Source organism: Roseateles sp. T103 (assembly GCF_057219915.1).
This window is the reverse complement of the sequence record NZ_JBXVVS010000001.1, coordinates 294,617-308,179: the sequence shown is the minus strand read 5'-3', so window position 1 is coordinate 308,179 and position 13,563 is coordinate 294,617. Positions and strand designations below refer to the sequence as shown.

8 protein-coding genes are annotated in these 13,563 nt (G+C 67.5%); 5 read left to right on the top strand and 3 right to left on the bottom strand.

Annotated features, from left to right (window positions below):
* Positions 1 to 74: 74 nt before the first annotated feature.
* A complete protein-coding gene (gene aceE, locus AC2EBS_RS01245) occupies positions 75 to 2,786 on the bottom strand; it encodes a pyruvate dehydrogenase (acetyl-transferring), homodimeric type (protein WP_484726569.1) in 2,712 nt (903 codons plus the stop codon).
* Between the two features lie 162 nt (positions 2,787 to 2,948).
* Between aceE and AC2EBS_RS01240 the strand changes: the two genes are divergently transcribed.
* The 5 genes from AC2EBS_RS01240 to AC2EBS_RS01220 all read left to right on the top strand — a co-directional run bounded on the left by AC2EBS_RS01240 (position 2,949) and on the right by AC2EBS_RS01220 (position 10,850).
* Entirely contained in the window at positions 2,949 to 5,507 is a 2,559-nt protein-coding gene (locus tag AC2EBS_RS01240) for a PAS domain-containing sensor histidine kinase (protein ID WP_484726568.1), read from the top strand.
* Complete coding sequence (locus tag AC2EBS_RS01235; protein ID WP_484726567.1) at positions 5,504 to 6,127, top strand: response regulator transcription factor; 624 nt, start codon at positions 5,504 to 5,506, stop codon at positions 6,125 to 6,127. Before AC2EBS_RS01240 ends, AC2EBS_RS01235 begins: the two co-directional genes overlap by 4 nt.
* Before the next feature lie 66 nt (positions 6,128 to 6,193).
* Positions 6,194 to 7,057 carry a bifunctional methylenetetrahydrofolate dehydrogenase/methenyltetrahydrofolate cyclohydrolase FolD gene (folD, locus tag AC2EBS_RS01230; protein ID WP_484726566.1) on the top strand — a complete coding sequence of 288 codons (864 nt, stop codon included), beginning with the start codon at positions 6,194 to 6,196 and terminating at the stop codon, positions 7,055 to 7,057.
* A gap of 23 nt (positions 7,058 to 7,080) precedes the next feature.
* The gene (locus tag AC2EBS_RS01225) at positions 7,081 to 9,111 is read left to right on the top strand and encodes a M3 family metallopeptidase (protein WP_484726565.1); all 2,031 of its coding nucleotides are present in this window, start codon (positions 7,081 to 7,083) and stop codon (positions 9,109 to 9,111) included.
* Positions 9,112 to 9,128: 17 nt separating this feature from the next.
* The gene (locus tag AC2EBS_RS01220) at positions 9,129 to 10,850 is read left to right on the top strand and encodes a sensor histidine kinase (protein ID WP_484726564.1); all 1,722 of its coding nucleotides are present in this window, start codon (positions 9,129 to 9,131) and stop codon (positions 10,848 to 10,850) included.
* A 15-nt stretch (positions 10,851 to 10,865) separates the two neighbouring features.
* Here AC2EBS_RS01220 and AC2EBS_RS01215 read toward each other — a convergent pair whose 3' ends face one another.
* Together AC2EBS_RS01215 and AC2EBS_RS01210 are read right to left on the bottom strand one after the other, a co-directional pair.
* Positions 10,866 to 12,071, bottom strand: a complete 1,206-nt coding sequence (locus AC2EBS_RS01215; protein WP_484726563.1) for an MFS transporter — start codon at positions 12,069 to 12,071, stop codon at positions 10,866 to 10,868.
* Complete coding sequence (locus AC2EBS_RS01210) at positions 12,068 to 13,531, bottom strand: DNA recombination protein RmuC (RefSeq protein WP_484726562.1); 1,464 nt, start codon at positions 13,529 to 13,531, stop codon at positions 12,068 to 12,070. Before AC2EBS_RS01210 ends, AC2EBS_RS01215 begins: the two co-directional genes overlap by 4 nt.
* Between the last annotated feature and the right edge of the window lie 32 nt (positions 13,532 to 13,563).

Below are 13,563 nucleotides of genomic sequence, written 5' to 3'. Positions count from 1 at the left end.
GCGCGCAGATCCGGCTTTGCCGGGCTGCCGGGCGCGCCCCCTTGAGGGGGAGGCGCGCAGCGCCTCGGGGGTGGTCATGCGTACAAGGGGTTGATCTTGCCGGCGTTGATGCCGTACTTGGCAATCGCCTCGGCCACCGTCGTCGCGGGCAGCTTGCCCTCCTCGGCCAGCGACTTCAGCGCCGCCACGACGATGTAGTGGCGGTTGATCTCGAAGTGCTCGCGCAGCTTGGAGCGGAAATCGCTGCGGCCGAAACCGTCGGTGCCGAGCACCTTGTACTCGCGGCCCTTGGGGATGAAGGCACGAATCTGCTCGGCGTAGTTCTTCATGTAATCGGTCGACGCGATCACCGGGCCGCTGGTCTTGCTGAGCTGCTGCGTCACGAAGGGCACGCAGGCCAGTTCGGTCGGGTGCAGCAGGTTCCAGCGCTCCGCGTTCTGGCCGTCGCGGGCCAGCTCGTTGAAGCTGGGGCAAGACCAGACATGCGCGCCAACGCCCCAGTCGGCTTCGAGCAGGGCCTTGGCAGCCTGGCTCTCGCGCAGGATGGAGCCCGAGCCGAGCAGATTCACCGTCAGCGGCTTGTCGGCCGCGGCCTCGTCCAGCAGGTACATGCCCTTGATGATCTGCTGCTCGGTGCCGGGCTTCAGGCCGGGCATCGCATAGTTTTCGTTGAGCAGCGTCAGGTAGAAGAACACGTTCTCCTGGTCCTCGACCATGCGCTTGAGGCCGTGCTGCATGATCACCGCCACCTCGTGCGCGAAGCTGGGGTCGTAGGAGATGCAGTTCGGGATGGTGCCGGCCAGGATGTGGCTGTGGCCGTCTTCGTGCTGCAGGCCTTCGCCGTTCAGCGTGGTGCGGCCCGAAGTGCCGCCGAGCAGGAAGCCGCGCGCCTGCATATCTCCCGCCGCCCAGGCCAGGTCACCGATGCGCTGGAAGCCGAACATCGAGTAGTAGACGAAGAAGGGAATCATCACCCGGTTGTTCGTCGAGTAACTCGTCGCCGCGGCGATCCAGCTGGCCATGCCGCCGGCCTCGTTGATGCCTTCCTGCAGGATCTGGCCGGCCTTGTCCTCGCGGTAGTACATCACCTGGTCCTTGTCGACCGGGGTGTAGAGCTGGCCCTTGGGGTTGTAGATGCCGATCTGGCGGAACAGGCCTTCCATGCCGAAGGTGCGCGCCTCGTCGACGAGGATGGGCACCACGCGCGGCCCCAGCGCCTGGTCGCGCAGCAGCTGCGTCAGGAAGCGCACATAGGCTTGCGTGGTGCTGATCTCGCGGCCTTCGGCCGTGGGCTCCAGCACGGCCTTGAAGGTCTCCAGCGAGGGCACGGTGAAGCTCTCGTCGGCCTTCACGCGGCGCTTGGGCAGGTAGCCGCCCAGGGCCTTGCGGCGCTCGTGCAGATACTTCATCTCCGGCGTGTCGTCGGCCGGCTTGTAATAGGGCAGCTTGGGAAGTTCGCTGTCGGGAATCGGAATGCCGAAGCGGTCACGGATGTAGCGGATGTCCTCGTCGCTAAGCTTCTTGGTCTGGTGCACCGTGTTCTTGCCCTCACCGGCCTTGCCCATGCCGTAGCCCTTGACGGTCTTGACCAGCAGCACCGTCGGCTGACCCGTGGTGTTGTGATGAGCGGCATGGAAGGCGGCGAACACCTTCTCCGGCTGGTGGCCGCCGCGGCGCAGCTCGAAGATCTCTTCATCGCTCATGTGCTCGACGAGCTTGGCGGTCTCGGGGTACTTGCCGAAGAAGTGCTTGCGGACATAGGCGCCGTCGTTGGCCTTCATGGCCTGGTAGTCGCCGTCCAGCGTCTCCATCATCAATGCTTTTAGCTTGCCGCTCTTGTCGCGCGCCAGCAGCTCGTCCCAGCCCTTGCCCCAGACCAGCTTGATGACGTTCCAGCCGCTGCCGCGGAACTCGCTCTCCAGCTCCTGAATGATCTTGCCGTTGCCGCGCACCGGACCATCCAGGCGCTGCAGATTGCAGTTGATGACGAAGATCAGGTTGTCGAGCCCCTCGCGCGCCGCCAGGCCGATGGCGCCCAGGCTCTCGGGCTCATCCATCTCGCCGTCGCCCATGAAGGCCCAGACCTTGCGGTTGGCGGTGTCGGCAATGCCGCGGGCGTGCAGGTACTTGAGGAAGCGCGCCTGGTAGATCGCCATCAGCGGGCCCAGGCCCATGCTGACGGTGGGGAACTGCCAGAAGTCGGGCATCAGCTTGGGATGCGGATAGCTGGACAGGCCCTTGCCGTCGACTTCCTGGCGGAAGCTGTCGAGCTGCTCCTCGGTCAGGCGCCCTTCAAGGAAGGCACGCGCATAGATGCCGGGCGCGCTGTGGCCCTGGATGTAGAGCAGGTCGCCGCCATGGTTCTCGCTCTCGGCATGCCAGAAGTGGTTGAAACCGGCGCCCAGCATCGAGGCCAGCGATGCGAAGGAGCCTATATGGCCGCCCAGATCGCCGCCGTCGGCGGGGTTCAGGCGGTTGGCGCGCACCACCATGGCCATCGCGTTCCAGCGCATATAGGCGCGCAAGCGCTTCTCGATGGCGATGTTGCCGGGGCAGTGCGCCTCCTGATCGACCGGGATCGTGTTCAGGTAGGCCGTGTTGGCGGAGAACGGCACGTCGATGCCGGCCTGCCGCGCGTGATCGATCAGCGCCTCGAGCAGGAAGTGGGCACGTTCGCCGCCCTCCTCGCCGATCACGGCGGACAGGGCATCCAGCCATTCCTTGGTTTCCTGAGCATCGGCATCCACGGCAGGAGCACCGGGAAAAGACTGCGGCTGGGCGGACATGAATGTCTCCTTTGCTTTGTATTGACCGTTCCTGGGACGAGTGGCCGCGAGTGTCGCACAGCTTCCGCGCAATTCCAAATAGCGCGACTTCGTTTCACTATGTGGATTTTTAGGATGAAAGGGATCGAATCGCCGCTGCCGGCGGCATCCGATAATCCCCGCATGCCCCCTCCTTCCGAGCTCATCGGCCCTCTGCGCAGACTGATACAGCCCGCGCGACGTCTGGTCACCAGTTGGTGGCGCAAGCAGTCTCCTGCGCGTCAGGATCGCTTTGCCACCCTCGGGCCGCTGGTCTCGGTGCTGCTCTTTCTGGCCGCGATCATTTCGGCCTTCTGGTACCTGCGCAACGAGGAAATCGAGCGCGAGACCGATGCCGTCAAGCGCGATACCGAGATCGCGCAGCAGCAGATCCGCCTGCGCCTGATCGAAAACCAGGAACAGCTGGTGCGCATCGCGCGCGAGATCGCCACGCGCACGCTGGATGGTCAGCAGTTCGCCTCCCAGGCGGCGGCGTTCGCGCGCGAGCGGCCGGAGATCACCCATGTGACCTGGCTGTCCAGTCGGCGCGAGCGGCGCGCCAGCATCAGTGCAGCCGGCTTCCAGACCGAGCTGCTGGGCATGTACCCGGAGGACCGCGACCCCTCCTTGCCGATCGCCGGCCGCAGCAGCGCGCCTGAGCTGGCGTTCCAGGCGGCACGCGAGCGGCGCCAGCCGGTCTACTCGCTGCCCTTCAGCGACGCCGGCAACCAGGCGGTTTTCCAGGTGCAGGTGCCGGTGCTGGACCGCACCGGCTTCGCGGGCGTCCTGGTGGCCGAATACTCGGTCGAAGGACTGCTGCGCTACTACGTACCGGCGGAAGTGGCCTCGCGCCATCCGGTGGCGGTGCTCGATTCGCGCGAGCAATGGCTGGCCAGCACCGTCACGCCGATGCCGGGCCAGCGCATGCAGCGCGCCTCCATCCTGCACGAGGTGCCGCTGGCGCCGGCGCTCAACGGCCTGGTGTTGCGCGGCCAGGGCTACCGTACCTCGATCGGCCTGATCTCCAATACGCTGTTCTGGATGGTCGTGGCGCTGTCGGTGCTGACGGTGTGGATGCTGCTGGGCACCTGGAAACACATGCGCCGTCGCCTGCAGATCCAGACCGCACTGTCCAACGAAACCAACTTCCGCCGGGCGATGGAGAACTCCATGCTCACCGGCATGCGCGCGATGGACATGGAATCGCGCATCACCTACGTCAACCCGGCCTTCTGCGCGATGACCGGCTTCTCCGAGGCCGAGCTGATCGGCCGCAAGCCGCCCTTCCCCTACTGGCCGCCGGACCGCTACGAAGAGAACACGCGCCTGCTGCAGCAGGAGGTGCAGGGCCGCAGCCCGGCCGGCGGCGCCGAGGTCAAGGTGATGCGCAAGGACGGCACGATGTTCGATGCGCGCATGTACGTGTCGCCGCTGATCGATCCGCGCGGCAAGCAGACCGGCTGGATGACCTCGATGACCAATATCACCGAGGCCAAGCGCGTGCGCGATCAGCTGAGCGCCTCGCACGAGCGCTTCACCACCGTGCTGGAAGGACTGGACGCCGCGGTCTCGGTGGTCTCGGTGCAGCAGGGCGAACTGCTGTTTGCCAACCGCAGCTACCGGCTCTGGTTCGGCGCCGACCCCAAGGGCCATGCCCTGCTGGCCGGCAGCCAGCTCAGCCAGCCGCGCGAAGGCACCGAGCTCGATGAAGAGGTCGACGACTATTCGGGCCTGGCCGCACAGCAGCTCACCGAGATGGGCTCGGACCCCAAGGAGGTCTATGTCGATGCGCTGGACATGTGGTTCGACGTGCGCGCGCGCTATCTGCAGTGGACCGACGGCCGCCTGGCGCAGATGCTGATCGCCACCGACATCACCGCGCGCCGCCATGCCGAGCGCCTGGCCGCGCAGCAGGCCGAGAAGGCGCAGGTCACCAGCCGCCTGATGACGATGGGCGAGATGGCCTCCAGCGTCGCGCATGAGCTGAACCAGCCGCTCACCGCGATCAGCAACTACTGCAACGGCATGGTCTCGCGGGTGAAGAACGACGCGATCAGCAAGGACGATCTGCTCGCCGCGCTGGAGAAGACCGCCAAGCAGGCGCAGCGCGCCGGCCAGGTGGTGCATCGCATCCGCAACTTCGTCAAGCGCAGCGAGCCGCAGCGCCAGCCCAGCAGCGCGCACGAGATCGTCGAAGATGCGGTCGAACTGGCCGGCATCGAGCTGCGCCGCCGCAACATCGCCATCCACACCTATGTCGCACAGCGGCTGCCGCAGCTGCTGGTCGACCCCATCCTGATCGAGCAGGTGCTGCTGAACCTGCTGAAGAACGCGGCCGAGGCGATCGACAACGCCAAGCTGCCGGTCTCGCGCCGCCATATCGAGCTGCGCGTGGTGCCCAAGCACACCCCCGAGCTGGGTGGCCATGTCGAGTTCTCAGTCACCGACATGGGCCCTGGCCTGCCCGAGGAGGTGCTGGGCCGCATGTACGAAGCCTTCTTCTCCACCAAGGTCGATGGCATGGGCATAGGCCTAGGGTTATGCCGGTCCATCGTCGAGTCGCACCAGGGCCGGATCCGGGCCGAGAATCTATACAATGGTTCGGCCATCGTGGGGTGCCGCTTCGCCTTCACCATCCCGGTGGACATTCCCCGTCCCGAGACACCCTCGGGCAACTCGATGAACACAGCTGCGACACCATGAGTCTGATTCCGAAGAAGGGTAATGTGTACGTCGTCGATGACGACGAGGCCGTGCGTGATTCGCTGCAGTGGCTGCTCGAAGGCAAGGACTACCGCGTCAAGTGCTTCGACTCGGCAGAGAGCTTCCTCTCCCGCTACGACCCGCGCGAAGTCGCCTGCCTGATCGCAGACATCCGCATGGAAGGCATGAGCGGGCTCGAGTTGCAGGACCGCCTGCTGGAACGCCGCAGCCCGCTGCCCATCGTCTTCATCACCGGCCATGGCGACGTGCCGATGGCGGTGCAGACGATGAAGAAAGGCGCGATGGACTTCATCGAGAAGCCGTTCAAGGAAGACGAGCTGCTGGCGCTGGTTGAGCGCATGCTGGATCAGGCCCGCAACGCCTTCTCCACGCACCAGGAAGCCGCCAGCCGCGACGCGCTGCTCTCGCGCCTGACCACGCGCGAGGCCCAAGTGCTGGAGCGCATCGTCGCTGGTCGGCTGAACAAGCAGATCGCCGACGACCTGGGCATCAGCATCAAGACGGTGGAAGCGCACCGCGCCAACATCATGGAAAAGCTCAACGCCAACACGGTGGCCGATCTGCTGAAGATCGCATTGGGCGCCACCGCCAAGGCTTGATCGCCCGCACCACATATCCAGGCCGCTGCCATCAGCGGCCTTTTTCATTTCTACGGAGTCCCTGACATGACCGCACAACTGATCGACGGCAACGCCCTGTCCAAGCAGATCCGCGCCGAGGTGGCGCAGCGCGCCGCCGCGCTCACCGCCAAACGCGTGAAGCCCGGCCTGGCGGTGCTCCTGGTAGGCGACAACCCGGCCAGCCAGGTCTATGTGCGCAACAAGGTCAAGGCCTGCGAGGAGTCGGGCCTGCACTCGGTGCTGGAGAAGTACGACGTGCACATGGACGAGGCCGCGCTGCTGGCGCGCATCGAGGCGCTCAACCAGGACGCCAGCATCCACGGCATCCTGGTGCAGCTGCCGCTGCCTGCGCATATCGACGCCAACAAGGTCATCGAAGCGATCTCGCCCGAGAAGGACGTCGACGGCTTTCACGTCGGCAGTGCCGGTGCGCTGATGGTCGGCCAGCCCGGCTTCAAGCCCTGCACGCCCTATGGCTGCATGAAGATGCTCGAATCGATCGGCGTGAACCCCAAGGGCAAGCATGCGGTGGTGATTGGCCGCTCCAACATCGTCGGCAAGCCCATGGCCATGCTGCTGCTGCAGGCCAATGCCACGGTGACGATCTGCCACAGCGCGACGCCGGACCTGGGCGCGTTCACGCGCCAGGCCGACATCGTTGTCGCCGCGGTGGGCAAACGCAATGTGCTGACCGCCGACATGGTCAAGCCCGGCGCTGTGGTGATCGACGTGGGCATGAACCGCAACGACGCCGGCAAGCTCTGCGGCGACGTGGACTTCGATGGCGTCAAGGAGGTGGCCGGCTGGATCACGCCGGTGCCGGGAGGCGTCGGCCCGATGACCATCACCATGCTGCTGGTCAACACGCTAGAGTCAGCAGAACGTGCGGCGGGCAGCGCCGCAGCCTGATGACCGAGGACCGAGCGAAGACCATGAGCAACCCCTTGCTGAGCACCGCCGCACTGCCGGCTTTTGCGCAGATCAAGCCGGAACATATCGCACCGGCAATCACCGAACTGCTGGAGCAGGCGCGGGCCGCGCTGGCCCAGGCGACGGACCCGGCCACGCCGGCGGATTTCGACACGCTGGCACGCGTGCTCAGCGTCGCGACCGAGCGCCTGGGCACGGCCTGGGGCGCGATCGGCCATCTGAACGCGGTGGCCAACACGCCCGAGCTGCGCGAGGCCTACAACGCGATGCTGCCCGCGGTGACCGAGTTCTACACGCAGCTCGGCGCCGACGAGAAGCTCTATGCCAAGTACAAGGCCATTGCTGCCAATGCTGCCGCGCTGAGCCCGGCGCGCCAGCGCGCGCTGAAGCTGTGGATCCGCGACTTCGTGCTCTCAGGCGCCGAGCTGCAGGGCGCGGCGCGCGAGCGCTTCGCGGCCATCCAGGAAGAGAGTGCCGAGCTGGCGCAGAAGTTCAGCGAGCACGTGATGGATGCGACCGACGGCTACAGCTACTACGCGACGAGCGAGCAGTTGGCCGGCGTGCCGCAGGACGTGGTGGCGCAGACGCGCGAAGCAGCCGCTGCGGACGGCAAGCCGGAGCTGCACAAGCTGACGCTGCACTTCCCCTGCTACGGACCGGTGATGCAGTACGCGCAGGACCGCGCGCTGCGCGAAACGCTGTACCGCGCCTATGTCACCCGCGCCAGCGAATTCGGCCCGGCCGAGCTGGACAACAGCCGGCTGATGCAGCAGCTGCTGATGCTGCGCCAGGAAGAAGCACAGCTGCTGGGCTACCGCAACTTCGCGCAGGTCTCGCTGGTGCCCAAGATGGCGGAGTCGCCCGAGCAGGTGCTGTCCTTCCTGCGCGATCTGGGTGCCAAGGCGCGGCCCTTCGGCGAACGCGACCTGCGCGAGCTCAAGGACTTCGCCGCACAGCATCTGGGCCTGGCCGAGCTGCATGCCTGGGACCTGGCCTTCGCATCGGAGAAGCTCAAGCAGGCGCGCTACGCCTTCAGCGATCAGGAGGTGCGCCAGTACCTCACCGTGCCGCGGGTGCTCGCCGGCCTGTTCGAGATCATCGAACGACTGTTCAGCGTGAAGATCGTCGAAGCCCAGGCCGAGGTCTGGCACGAGTCGGTGAAGTTCTATCGCCTCGAGCGCCAGGGCCAGCTGATCGGCCAGTTCTACCTCGATCTCTACGCGCGCATCGGCAAGCGTCCCGGCGCCTGGATGGACGAGGTGCGCAGCCGCTGGCTGCGCCCCGATGGCCTGCAGCAAGTGCCGGTCGCGCATCTGGTGTGCAATTTCTCCTCGCCCTCCGGCGCGAAGCCGGCGCTGCTGACGCACGACGACCTGACCACCCTCTTCCATGAGTTCGGCCACGGCCTGCATCACCTGCTGACGCAGGTGGACGAGCTGGGCATCTCGGGCATCTCGGGCGTCGAGTGGGACGCGGTCGAGCTGCCCAGCCAGTTCATGGAGAACTTCTGCTGGGAATGGGAGGTGATGAGCAAGCTCAGCGGCCATGTCGACACCGGCGAGCCGCTGCCGCGCGCGCTGTTCGACAAGATGGTCGCGGCGAAGAACTTCCAGGCCGGCCTGCAGACGCTGCGCCAGCTGGAGTTCGCGCTCTTCGACATGCGCCTGCACGGCGAGCCAGGCCGCGAAGCCGATGTGCAGACCGTGCTCGACGAGGTGCGCGCCGAGCTCGCGGTGATCCCGCCACCGGACTTCAACCGCTTCCAGCACAGCTTCTCGCACATCTTCGCCGGCGGCTACTCGGCGGGCTACTACAGCTACAAGTGGGCTGAGGTGCTGTCGGCCGACGCCTGGAGCGCCTTCGAGGAGGAAGGTGTCTTCAACCCCGACACCGGCACGCGCTATCTGCGCAGCATCCTCGAGATGGGCGGCTCGCGCGAAGCGATGGAGAGCTTCAAGGCCTTCCGCGGCCGCGAGCCGCGCATCGATGCCTTGCTGCGCCATCAAGGCATGACCGCCGGCGCGCCACACTGAAGCGGCACGCAAGGCCCATGCAGCAGCCAGACAGCAGAGCCCGCCTTGCGGCCAAGCCGGGCTGGCGGCTGAGCGCCGGTGCCGGGCTCTATGCCGCCGGCATGCTGCTGCTTGTCTGGGCCGCGGTGCTGGCCCTGCTCGCCGCCCAGCGCAACGAGGCCCTGGAAGCGGAAACGCGCCAGAACCGCAATCTGGCCCGTGTGCTCGCCGAGCAGACGCTGCGCGTGCTGGCCGCCAGCGATCAGGCCCTGCAGCGCCTGGGCGAGGAGCGGCTATCCGGCCGCATGCGGCCCGAGGACCTGATCCGCTTCGCCAACGAGACCGGGCTGGCACCGAAGATCCTGGTGCAGCTCTCGATGATCGACGCGCAGGGCCGCTTCGTCGGCAGCAACCTCGACCCCGAGGGCCGGCGCACCGGCCCGGTCGATCTGTCGCAGCGCGAGCATGTCAGTGTGCACCTGCAGTCGGGCCAGGGGCTGGGGCGCGAGCGGCTCTTCATCGGCAAGCCGGTCCTCGGCAAGGTCTCCGGCCTGTGGACCATCCAGCTCTCGCGCGCCATCGCCGACGAGACGGGCAGGCTGCAGGGCGTCAGCGTGGCATCGCTGGAGCCGAGCTACTTCGAGGAGGTGTTCAACCGCGTCGAGCTGGGCAGCACCGGCAGCATCACGCTGGTGGGCAGCGATCTCAGCGTGCGTGCCCGCGTCGTCGGCGGCGCAGCCCGGGGCCTGGGCACGATGCTGCCCGCCGACTCGCCCATCGTGCCGCAGCTGCAACGCAACGAAGGCAGCTACCGCTCGCTCAGCAGCCTGGACGGCCTTGCCCGCATCTATGCCTTCAAGCGCGTGGCGCCCGAATACCCGCTGTTCGTCGTCGTCGGCAGCGGCGAGGACGAGGCGCTGGCGAGCTGGCGATTCGAGCGCAACGTGACGCTGGCGCTGACCGCACTGCTCAGCGCTGCCGTAATGGCCGCTGCAGCGATCTTCGTGCGCGGCCTGCGCCGCCTGGAGCGCAGCAACGAGGCCTTGCGCGTCAGCGAGGCCGAGGCGCTGGCTGCCAGCCAGGCCAAGAGCGAGTTCCTTGCTGCGGTCTCGCACGAGCTGCGCACGCCGTTGACCAGCATCCGCGGCTTCGCCGAGCTGATGGAGCGGCGCCTGCCTGACGAGCGCTACCGTGAGTCGGCCGGTCTGATCCGCAAGGGCGCCGAACACCTGAACCATCTGCTCACCGAGATCCTCGACCTGGCCAAGGTCGAGGCCGGCGCGATGGTGCTCAATGCCGAGCCGGTGGAGTTGCAGCCCCTGGTCCAGGGCACGGTGGACTTCTTCGCGATGAGCGCCCATGCCAAGGGCCTGCAGCTCGTCAGCACGATCGCACCGGAATTGCCGACGCACATCGTCTGCGACGGCCTGCGCCTCAAACAGATCCTCAACAACCTGCTCTCCAACGCGATCAAGTTCACCGAGCGCGGCGAGGTGCGGCTGAGTCTGACGCGCGACAGCGAGCATCTGCTCGTGCAGGTCAGCGACACCGGACCCGGCATCCCGGTCGAGAAGCAGGCCTTGATCTTCGAGAAGTTCCGCCAAGGCGACGCCCGCGTCAGCACCCAGCATGGCGGCACCGGCCTCGGGCTGGCGCTGTCCAAGGCTCTGGCCGAGCTGATGCACGGCCAGCTGACCCTGCAGTCGGAGCCCGGCGAGGGCTCCTGCTTCACGCTGCGCCTGCCGCTGACGCGCCGCTGAAGGGCAAAGCGGGGCTCAGCGCTGCCGCGCCAGCGCCGCTGCCGGCCACTGCGCCAGTGCCAGCAGCCCGGCCATCAGCCACAACGGTGCCGCGACGACGCTGACACTGGCCAACAGCCCGAAGCCCAGGGGCATGGCCACAGTCGCCGCATTGGTGGCCAGCATGCGCAGGGCCAGCGCCTGTCCTTGGCGATCTCGCGGCGTGACCTGATGCAGCAGGGCCAACACCATCGGCTGCACCGAACCCAGTGCGAGGCCCAACAGGGCCGAGCCACAGATCAGCCCCAGCGTGCCGGGCAGCCAGACATAGACCGCCATGGTCAGCATGGCCAGCAGCATCGCGCTGCGCAGCGCCTTGATCTCGTCCAGATGCCTGGCGAATCTCACGATGGCCAGGCGCACCGCCGTGGCCGCCACAGCGAACGCACCCAGCACCAGGCCGATGCTCGACGCGCTCAGCCCCCTCGCGTGGCCGACCACGGGCACGACGAAGGAATGCGCGTCCCAGCCCGCGGCCAGCACCACGTTGAGCATCAGCAGGCGGCGCAGCATGGGCTCGCGCAGCAGATCGAAAGCCCTGGAGCTGCGCGCCTGAAGCCGAGCCGGCGCGGGCGGCCGATGGCGCGGCACACGCAGGGCCAGAGCCCAGGCCAGCAGCGGCAGCAGCAGCGCCAGCGCGAAGGCCCAGACGAATCCAAGATGGTCGATCAGCAGGCCGGCGATCACCGGCGCGACCGCGTTGGACAGCGCCGGCCCCAGCGCCACCCAGCTGAACACGCGCTTGAGATCGCCACTACCGTCGGCCATCTGTCCGGCCTCGCGCTGTATCGCCACGGCCGCCACGCTGATCGCACCGCCGCTGCACAGGCAGCTCAGCAGGATGCCCCACAGGGCACCGATCTGCAGCGACACCGCCAGCAAGGCCAGCGCCGCGCCAGCCAGCCCCAGCAGCACGGCCAGCCCCACCGGGCGATGCAAGCCGTGGCGGTCGGCCAGGCGGCCGGCCCACAGGGCCAGAAAGATCGGTGCCACCGCGAAGAGGCTGAGCAGCACACCCACCGTCCACTCGCCATGGCCCTGATGCAGCACCCACAGGCTGGCTGTGGTGCGCGTCAGCGCCATGCAGGCGTGCACCGCGACCAGCGTGGCGATCAGCCACGCGAAGGCACGGCTGAGGCCAGGGCGCGCTGCGGCAGCCTCTTCGCCAGCAGCTTCGTTCAAGCGCGGCCCTCGCCGCCCTCGTCCGGCTCCTCGGCCCCCAGGCCCAGTTGCAGCAGCCGCTGTGCCGAGTCGTCGGGCAGCGCCTCCACGCTCTTGAGCTTGCGCGTCATCGCGCGGGTGCGCACCTCGGCGGCATCGATGGTGTTGCTGGCTTCCTCGAGCTTCTTCTTGGTCTTGGCCAGCACCTCGCCGAACTTGCCGAACTCGGTCTTCACCGCCCCCAGCACCTCCCAGACCTCGGCCGAGCGCTTCTCCAGCGCCAGCGTGCGGAAGCCCATCTGCAGGCTGGACAGCGTGGCCAGCAGCGTAGTGGGGCCGCAGAGCATCACCTTGTGCTCGCGCTGCAAGCCCTCGACCAGGCCGGGGCGGCGCAGCGCCTCGGCATACAGGCCCTCGGTGGGCACGAAGAGCAGCGCGAAATCGGTGGTGTGCGGCGGCGCGACGTACTTCTCGCGGATCGTGCGCGCCTCAAGGCGCAGCCGCGCCTCGATGGCCTTCGCGGCCGCCTCGACGCCAGTGGCATCGGCGGCCTCATGCGCCTCCAGCAAGCGCTCGTAGTCCTCGCGCGGGAACTTCGCGTCGATGGGCAGCCACAGCGGCATGCCGTCGTCACGCTGGCCCGGCAGGCGGATCGCGAACTCCACGCGCTCGGCGCTGCCCGGCACGGTGGCCACATTGGCGGCGTACTGCTCGGGCGTGAACACCTGCTCCAGCAGCGCGGCCAGCTGCACCTCGCCGAAGATGCCGCGCGTCTTCACATTGGTCAGCACGCGGTTCAGCGAGCCGACGTCGCGCGCCAGGCTCTGCATCTCGCCCAGGCCCTTGTGCACCTGTTCCAGCCGCTCGGCCACCTGTTTGAAGCTCTCGCCCAGGCGCTGCTCCAGCGTGGCGTGCAGCTTCTCGTCGACGGTGGCGCGCATCTGCTCGAGCTTCTTCTCGTTGTCCTGCTGGATCGCGGCCAGGCGCTGGTCCACCGCGGCCTGCACCTGCGTCAGGCGCTGCTCGTTGCTCTGGCTCATCGCCTTGAGCTGCTCGCGCAAGGTCTCGGCCAAGCGCTGCAGCGCCTCGGTCTGCGCCTGCGCGCTGCGCGTAGCGGCCGCGTCCTGCGCCTCGCGCGCGGCCAGCGCCTGCGCGGCCAGCGCCGACTGCAGCGTGCCCAGCTGCACGCGGAAGCTGTCGATCTGTTCGTTCTGCGTGCGCGCCACGTCGCCACTCTGCGTCAGCAGCGTCTGCTGGAACTGCGCCAGCGTGGCCAGCAGCTCCTGGCGCGTGCCGGCGCCGCTGCGGCCGAGTTCGTCGCGCAGCTCGCGCTCCAGCCGCGACAGATCGGTCTGCAGGCGTTGCGCCAGTTCCTCCGACAGCTCGCGGCTGTCCAGCCGGCCGAGTCGCCGCAAGTTCAACACCGCCAGCAGCAGCAACAAGCCCAGCGTAACGAGGATCAGGAGGTCGAGAGCATTCATCCCGCCATTGTCGTTCGATCATCCGCATCGAA

What these genes read in the sequence shown, in the direction of transcription:
- aceE (WP_484726569.1), bottom strand. Translation starts at nt 2,786, where the DNA reads ATGTCCGCCCAGCCGCAGTCTTTTCCCGGTGCTCCTGCCGTGGATGCC.
- AC2EBS_RS01240 (WP_484726568.1), top strand. Translation starts at nt 2,949, where the DNA reads ATGCCCCCTCCTTCCGAGCTCATCGGCCCTCTGCGCAGACTGATACAG.
- AC2EBS_RS01235 (WP_484726567.1), top strand. Translation starts at nt 5,504, where the DNA reads ATGAGTCTGATTCCGAAGAAGGGTAATGTGTACGTCGTCGATGACGAC.
- folD (WP_484726566.1), top strand. Translation starts at nt 6,194, where the DNA reads ATGACCGCACAACTGATCGACGGCAACGCCCTGTCCAAGCAGATCCGC.
- AC2EBS_RS01225 (WP_484726565.1), top strand. Translation starts at nt 7,081, where the DNA reads ATGAGCAACCCCTTGCTGAGCACCGCCGCACTGCCGGCTTTTGCGCAG.
- AC2EBS_RS01220 (WP_484726564.1), top strand. Translation starts at nt 9,129, where the DNA reads ATGCAGCAGCCAGACAGCAGAGCCCGCCTTGCGGCCAAGCCGGGCTGG.
- AC2EBS_RS01210 (WP_484726562.1), bottom strand. Translation starts at nt 13,531, where the DNA reads ATGAATGCTCTCGACCTCCTGATCCTCGTTACGCTGGGCTTGTTGCTG.